Consider the following 7,111-nt stretch of genomic DNA (forward strand, 5'->3'; position numbering starts at 1 on the left):
GAAAAATCTTTTTTTTAGCAAACCTCAAGAGAAAGATTAAATTGAAAACAGGAATAGTTATAAAAAATCAAACTTAAAATACTGTTAATTCTTAATCTGACAAGTTGTCACATTTATTTGTTTTAGCTTATCTTTGTCCTTTGAAAAAATAGCATGGAAAAGATTATTGAAGAAAGCAAACAAGGCGAAAGTCTTGTTTTAGAAAACAAACCTGAGAATACAAAGAAACTTTTTATAGAAAGCTACGGCTGCGCGATGAATTTTTCGGATAGCGAGATTGTAGCTTCCATTTTATCTGGAAATGGATATAATACCACACAAGTTCTGGAGGATGCCGACTTAGTTCTTGTAAATACCTGTTCTATTCGCGATAAAGCAGAGCAAACCATTAGAAAACGTTTAGAGAAATACAATGCCGTAAAACGCATTAACCCTAAAATGAAAGTTGGGGTTTTGGGCTGTATGGCAGAACGTTTGAAAAGTCAATTTCTTGAGGAAGAAAAAATTGTAGATCTTGTTGTAGGTCCAGATGCTTACAAAGATTTACCCAATTTATTACAAGAAGTTGAGGAAGGTAGAGATGCCATAAATGTTATTTTATCAAAAGACGAAACCTATGGTGATATTTCACCGGTAAGATTAATGAGCAACGGGATTACGGCCTTAGTTTCGATTACTCGTGGTTGCGATAACATGTGTACTTTTTGTGTAGTGCCATTTACCCGTGGCCGAGAACGCAGCCGTGAACCCCAAAGCATCATAGCAGAGATTCAAGACTTATGGGACAAAGGTTTTAAAGAAATTACCTTACTCGGACAAAACGTAGACAGCTACCTGTGGTACGGTGGTGGTTTGAAAAAAGATTTCGAAAATGCTAGCGAAATGCAAAAAGCTACAGCTGTTGATTTTGATCAATTGCTTGAGATGGTTGCTGTAGGTTTCCCTAAAATGAGAATTCGATTTTCAACTTCTAATCCACAAGACATGCATGAAAGTGTATTGCATGTTATTGCTAAGCATCCTAATATTTGCAAACACATTCATTTACCGGTTCAGTCTGGAAGCAACCGAATCCTCAAAGAAATGAACCGTTTGCATACTCGTGAAGAATACATGACTTTGATAGATAGAATTAGGACTATAATTCCGAATTGCTCTATTTCGCAAGACATGATAGCGGGTTTTCCCACAGAAACTGAAGAAGATCATAAAGACACAATGAGTTTAATGGAGTACGTGAAGTATAATTTTGGTTATATGTATTCGTATTCGGAGCGTCCAGGGACATTGGCTGGAAGAAAAATGGAAGATGATGTTAACGATGAAACTAAAGCCCGTAGATTGCAAGAAATTGTAGATTTACAACAAAAACACGCTTGGTTTAGAAGTGAAGAATTCATAGGTCAAACAGTAGAAGTTTTAGTCGAAAAAGTTTCTAAAAAATCAACAGAAGAATTCTCTGGAAGAAATTCGCAGAGTATAACGGTAGTTTTTCCAAAAGAGAATTACAACATTGGAGATTTTGTTAATGTAAAAATTGAAAGCTGCACCTCTGGAACGTTAAAAGGAATAGCAGTTGGTTTGAGTGATATGAATTAAGAAAAGTTTGAAAAGTTAAGATTTAAGTTTCATTGTGAAACCTGAAACTTGAAACTAACAAAACTTTAAACAAAAATAAAATGGAATCAGTTCAGTCAATAAAACAGCGCTTTGAAATTATTGGGAATGACCCAAAACTCAATCGTGCCATAGAAAAAGCCATACAAGTTGCCCCTACTGATATCACTGTGCTAGTAACCGGTGAGAGCGGCGTGGGTAAAGAAAATATACCGAGAATCATACACTCCCTTTCGCATAGAAAACACGGAAAATACATTGCCGTAAACTGTGGAGCAATTCCCGAGGGAACTATAGATAGTGAGCTCTTTGGTCACGAGAAAGGAGCCTTTACGGGCGCTACAAGTACCAGAGAAGGCTACTTTGAAGTGGCTGATGGAGGCACCATTTTCCTTGATGAAGTGGGAGAATTACCACTTACCACACAAGTACGCTTATTGCGTGTTCTTGAAAATGGTGAGTTTATTAAGGTAGGTTCTTCTCAGGTACAGAAAACTGATGTTCGAATTGTGGCTGCTACCAATGTAAATTTATTTGATGCCATTGAAAAAGGAAAATTCAGAGAAGATTTATACTACAGATTGAGTACCGTTGATATCACCTTACCTCCTTTAAGAGATAGAAAAGACGACATTCACTTATTATTCAGAAAGTTTGTTGCTGATTTTGCACACAAGTATAAAATGCCACCACTAAAATTAGAGGAAAGTGCTGTACAAGTGTTGCAAAAATTCCGTTGGAGCGGTAACATTCGCCAGTTACGAAATGTGGCTGAACAAATTTCAGTTTTAGAGACAAGCAGAGATATTACAGCTACTACATTGCAATCTTACTTGCCAGAACAAGGCAGCAACTTACCATCCGTAATCAAGGATAAAAAAAGTGAAAACGATTTCAGTACGGAAAGAGAGATTTTATACAAAGTCCTTTTTGATATGAAAAGTGATTTGAATGATTTGAAAAAATTGACTTTGGAACTGATTCAGAATGGGAGTTCAAAAGTACAAGAGACGAATCAAAGTTTGATCAAAAAGATTTACGGCTCAAACGAAAATGATAATGAAATAGACTTTGAAGAATCTCCTAGAAACAACCAAATTACAACTTTGAATAACGAAAGTTTGTACCAAGAACCAGAAGAGAACTATTTATTTGCCGAAACAATCGAGGAGGAAGAAACTTTGAGACTAGAGCAGAAAGAAATAGAAATGATCAAAAAATCATTGGAAAAAAATAAAGGAAAACGCAAGGCAGCAGCAGATGAATTAGGAATATCGGAGCGCACTTTATATAGAAAAATCAAACAATTTGACTTGTAACTCAATGTTATTAGACTTAACAGGTCAAACAAACAGAAATTAACTATTACTCTTTTACATGAAATACTTAAAATTTATATTTGTTATCCTACTCGTTTCCTCATTACAAGGGTGCTCTGTTTACAACTTCACGGGGACCGGTAAAATTGATGCCGAAACGTTTCAGGTAGGTTTTTTTCAAAACAATGCTGAACTTATTGAACCTGGTATTGACAGAACATTTACACTTGAACTTCAAGACTTAATTCAAAATCAGACTAATTTAAACTTGGTAAAAAATGGTGCCGATTTGAGTTACGAAGGAGAAATTATAGATTACAGAATTAGTCCAATGACAGCAACTGCTGATCAACGTGCTGCTCAAAATAGACTAACTATTAGAGTTAATGTTCGTTTCACAAACAAGAAGAAAGAAACAGATAATTTTGAAAAACCATTCTCCTTCTTTTTTGATTATCCCGCAGACCAACAGCTTACCGGAGCAACTTTGAATAATGCCTTAAAAGAAATTTTTGAAAGAATTACTCAAGAAATATTTAATGAGTCATTAGCTAAATGGTAAATTAAGATCTATTAAAAAATTAGTTCATAAATCCATTTTGAGCACTGAATAAAAACTCTAGCAAAAAAGAGATTACCGAACATTGAACAATTAAAAAATGAATGTAACTGACTTTATCCATATCATTAATAAACCGGATACTATTCATGTGCAACAAACACAAGATTTAGAAAAGGTAATAGATGAATTTCCGTATTTTCAAAGTGCACGAGCATTACAGCTTAAAGGGCTTTACAACCAAGACAGTTACAAGTACAACAATGCCTTAAAACGCACTGCTGCCTATACCACAGACCGATCAATATTGTTTGACTTTATAACATCTGATACTTTTATTTCAATACATACTAGTTTGTATGAAAAGAAAGCTAAAGAAATGCTAGAAATTCAAGTAATTGACAGCGAAACAATTGTTCCAGAAAAAAAATTAGATCAAAAAATTAATACTCTTGAAGAATCGATTTTAACCTCAATTTCTAAATCTAGCACTGTAGCGCCCGAGGAACAATCCCACCAAATAGAGGAAAAACTAGCCATAGGAACTCCACTTGATTTTTCAAAACAAGAACAACATTCGTTTCAGGAATGGCTTCAATTATCTCGTACCGAGCCAATAAAACGTGACGAAACAGCACCAGAACCAGAAACTTTAATGGATGAGGAAAAAAGAAAAAAACTAGAACTAATTGACAAGTTTATAGAGACCAGTCCCAAAATCACACCTGGAAAGCATGGTGTATCAATACCTATTACCATTGATATCAATACTACTGATAATTCATCATTAATGACAGAAACGCTCGCACGAGTATATTTAGAACAAAAAAAATATCAAAAAGCAATTCAAGCTTATGAAATATTAATTTTGAAATATCCAGAAAAAAGTAGTTTCTTTGCGAACCGCATTTCGGATATTAAGATTTTACAACATAATAATAATTAAACAATGAGCACATTTTCAATTTTTTTAGTTTTAATAACTATAGTATGTTTTTTATTAATCGTAGTCATAATGGTTCAAAACCCTAAAGGTGGAGGATTATCTTCAAACATTGGAGGTTCTCAAATGCTAGGTGGAGTTCAAAAAACAACTGATTTTTTAGATAAAAGTACATGGACTTTAGCAACGGTTCTTATATTATTGATTTTGTTTTCAAGTTTAAGTTTTACAGGAACACTAAGTGATACTGATTCTAAAATAATTGAAAACACAAGTACTACTGCGCCTGCTGCACCAGTACAAAACGCTCCAGCAGCTCCAGCTCCAGCAAAATAAATAATATCACATATATATTAAATGCCAGCCTGTCAAAGCTGGCATTTTTTTTAGGAAAATATGTCAGTTCAAGCAAGATGGCACAATTTCTGAAAAACGTTAATCACAACTTTTTAATTTTATATAAAAACATACGACCATGAATTTAAACATTAAACCACTTTCGGATAGAGTTCTAATTGAACCTATGGCTGCTGAAACAAAAACTGCTTCTGGTATCTATATTCCTGATACAGCAAAGGAAAAACCTCAAAAAGGAACCGTTGTTGCAGTAGGAAACGGAACCAAAGAGCACACGATGACAGTGAAAATTGGAGATACCGTACTTTATGGCAAATATGCTGGTACAGAATTGAAACTAGAAGGTGTTGACTACTTAATTATGCGTGAAGACGATATTCTAGCAATAGTATAGTCTAGAGAATCCCATAAAGGGAATAAAAAAATTGAAACTTTCAATACTTAAAACAATTAAACAATTTTTGAAAAAATGGCAAAAGATATAAAATTTGATATAGAAGCACGTGACGGATTAAAACGTGGTGTTGATGCATTAGCAAATGCTGTAAAAGTAACCCTTGGTCCAAAAGGACGTAATGTAATCATTGGAAAAGCATTCGGAGGTCCAAACGTAACCAAAGATGGTGTTACTGTAGCCAAAGAAATTGAATTGAAAGACCCATTAGAAAACATGGGAGCTCAAATGGTAAAAGAAGTAGCCTCTAAAACAAATGATTTAGCAGGAGACGGAACTACAACTGCAACTGTTTTGGCACAAGCAATCGTAAAAGAAGGCTTGAAAAACGTAGCTGCTGGAGCAAATCCAATGGACTTAAAAAGAGGAATTGATAAAGCGGTTGAAGCTATCGTTGCCGACTTAGCACAGCAAGCAAAAGTAGTAGGAAGTGATTCTGAGAAAATCAAACAAATTGCTTCAATTTCTGCTAACAATGACGAAGTAATTGGTGAGTTAATCGCTACTGCTTTCGCAAAAGTTGGAAAAGAAGGAGTGATTACGGTTGAAGAAGCAAAAGGAACTGATACGTATGTTGATGTAGTAGAAGGAATGCAATTTGACAGAGGATACCTTTCTCCATACTTTGTGACTAATTCTGAAAAAATGGAAGTAGAATTAGAGAATCCATATATCCTTTTATACGACAAAAAAGTTTCTTCACTAAAAGAATTATTACCAGTTCTTGAGCCCGTAGCTCAATCAGGTAAACCATTATTGATCATTGCTGAAGATGTAGATGGAGAAGCTTTATCAACATTAGTTGTAAACAAATTAAGAGGAGCTTTAAAAATTGCTGCTGTTAAAGCACCTGGTTTTGGTGACAGAAGAAAAGCAATGTTAGAAGACATCGCTATTTTAACTGGTGGAACTGTAATTTCTGAAGAAAGAGGGTATACACTTGAAAACACAACGATTGAAATGTTGGGTACTTCTAAAAAAGTAACTATCGATAAAGACAATACAACTATTGTAAGTGGTGCTGGAGATGCGGACATGATTAAAAACCGTGTAAACCAAATCAAAGGACAGATGGAAGCTACAACATCTGATTACGATAAAGAAAAATTACAAGAGCGTTTGGCTAAATTAGCTGGTGGTGTTGCTGTACTTTATGTAGGAGCAGCATCTGAAGTTGAAATGAAAGAAAAGAAAGACAGAGTTGATGATGCTTTACACGCAACTCGTGCTGCAGTAGAAGAAGGTATTGTTGCTGGTGGTGGTGTTGCATTATTAAGAGCTAAAAATGTTTTAAGCACCATAATTGCAGATAATGCTGATGAAGCAACTGGAATACAAATTGTATCCCGCGCTGTAGAAGCTCCGTTGAGAACTATTGTAGAAAATGCTGGTCTTGAAGGTTCAGTAGTAGTAGCAAAAGTAGCTGAGGGTTCAGGAGATTTTGGATATAATGCTAAAACTGACGAATATGTAGATATGCTTGCTGCTGGAATTATTGATCCTAAAAAAGTAACTCGTGTAGCTTTAGAAAATGCGGCATCAGTAGCTGGTATGATCTTAACTACAGAGTGTGCTCTAATTGACATTAAAGAAGAAAACGCTGGTGGTGGAATGCCAATGGGCGGTGGAATGCCAGGGATGATGTAATCTTTCATTTAAAAATTATCTTTATAATATAATTAAACCGAAGCAAATTGCTTCGGTTTTTTTTTAATACATAGAGAAATGAAAAATATAGTATATCCTAGATTAGAACATTCAATTTCAGATTATTTTTATCTGTGGAAATTCTAAAGATTTCTTCCTGTAAATATTAAACTCTTAAACTCCTAAAATTTCAACATAAAAAAAGGATGTAGTGT

Annotated in this window: 7 protein-coding genes; all 7 read left to right on the forward strand. The window is 34.6% G+C overall.

Annotation, left to right across the window (positions count from 1 at the left end; all coding sequences use genetic code 11):
- The first annotated feature begins 153 nt into the window (after positions 1–153).
- The 7 genes from miaB to groL all read left to right on the forward strand — a co-directional run bounded on the left by miaB (position 154) and on the right by groL (position 6,896).
- Entirely contained in the window at positions 154–1,599 is a 1,446-nt protein-coding gene (gene miaB / locus DNC80_RS14700; protein ID WP_182651862.1) for a tRNA (N6-isopentenyl adenosine(37)-C2)-methylthiotransferase MiaB, read from the forward strand.
- 80 nt (positions 1,600–1,679) lie between these two features.
- The gene (locus tag DNC80_RS14705; protein ID WP_182651863.1) at positions 1,680–2,936 is read left to right on the forward strand and encodes a sigma-54-dependent Fis family transcriptional regulator; all 1,257 of its coding nucleotides are present in this window, start codon (positions 1,680–1,682) and stop codon (positions 2,934–2,936) included.
- Positions 2,937–2,994: 58 nt separating this feature from the next.
- Positions 2,995–3,498, forward strand: coding sequence for an LptE family protein (locus DNC80_RS14710; protein WP_182651864.1), 504 nt, complete (start codon positions 2,995–2,997; stop codon positions 3,496–3,498).
- Between the two features lie 97 nt (positions 3,499–3,595).
- Complete coding sequence (locus DNC80_RS14715) at positions 3,596–4,441, forward strand: tetratricopeptide repeat protein (RefSeq protein WP_182651865.1); 846 nt, start codon at positions 3,596–3,598, stop codon at positions 4,439–4,441.
- Positions 4,442–4,444: 3 nt separating this feature from the next.
- Positions 4,445–4,774: a preprotein translocase subunit SecG gene (gene secG, locus DNC80_RS14720; RefSeq protein WP_144889259.1), complete on the forward strand. Its 330-nt coding sequence runs from the start codon at positions 4,445–4,447 to the stop codon at positions 4,772–4,774.
- 139 nt (positions 4,775–4,913) lie between these two features.
- Positions 4,914–5,189, forward strand: coding sequence for a co-chaperone GroES (groES, locus tag DNC80_RS14725; protein ID WP_144889261.1), 276 nt, complete (start codon positions 4,914–4,916; stop codon positions 5,187–5,189).
- Positions 5,190–5,264: 75 nt separating this feature from the next.
- Entirely contained in the window at positions 5,265–6,896 is a 1,632-nt protein-coding gene (groL, locus tag DNC80_RS14730; RefSeq protein ID WP_144889263.1) for a chaperonin GroEL, read from the forward strand.
- Positions 6,897–7,111: the final 215 nt, after the last annotated feature.

This window comes from Flavobacterium sp. SOK18b (genome assembly GCF_014156605.1).
Taxonomy (GTDB): domain Bacteria; phylum Bacteroidota; class Bacteroidia; order Flavobacteriales; family Flavobacteriaceae; genus Flavobacterium; species Flavobacterium tiangeerense.

Excerpts from the sequence above, each read along its gene's own strand:
- miaB (WP_182651862.1), top strand. The coding sequence starts at position 154 with ATGGAAAAGATTATTGAAGAAAGCAAACAAGGCGAAAGTCTTGTTTTA.
- DNC80_RS14705 (WP_182651863.1), top strand. The coding sequence starts at position 1,680 with ATGGAATCAGTTCAGTCAATAAAACAGCGCTTTGAAATTATTGGGAAT.
- DNC80_RS14710 (WP_182651864.1), top strand. The coding sequence starts at position 2,995 with ATGAAATACTTAAAATTTATATTTGTTATCCTACTCGTTTCCTCATTA.
- DNC80_RS14715 (WP_182651865.1), top strand. The coding sequence starts at position 3,596 with ATGAATGTAACTGACTTTATCCATATCATTAATAAACCGGATACTATT.
- secG (WP_144889259.1), top strand. The coding sequence starts at position 4,445 with ATGAGCACATTTTCAATTTTTTTAGTTTTAATAACTATAGTATGTTTT.
- groES (WP_144889261.1), top strand. The coding sequence starts at position 4,914 with ATGAATTTAAACATTAAACCACTTTCGGATAGAGTTCTAATTGAACCT.
- groL (WP_144889263.1), top strand. The coding sequence starts at position 5,265 with ATGGCAAAAGATATAAAATTTGATATAGAAGCACGTGACGGATTAAAA.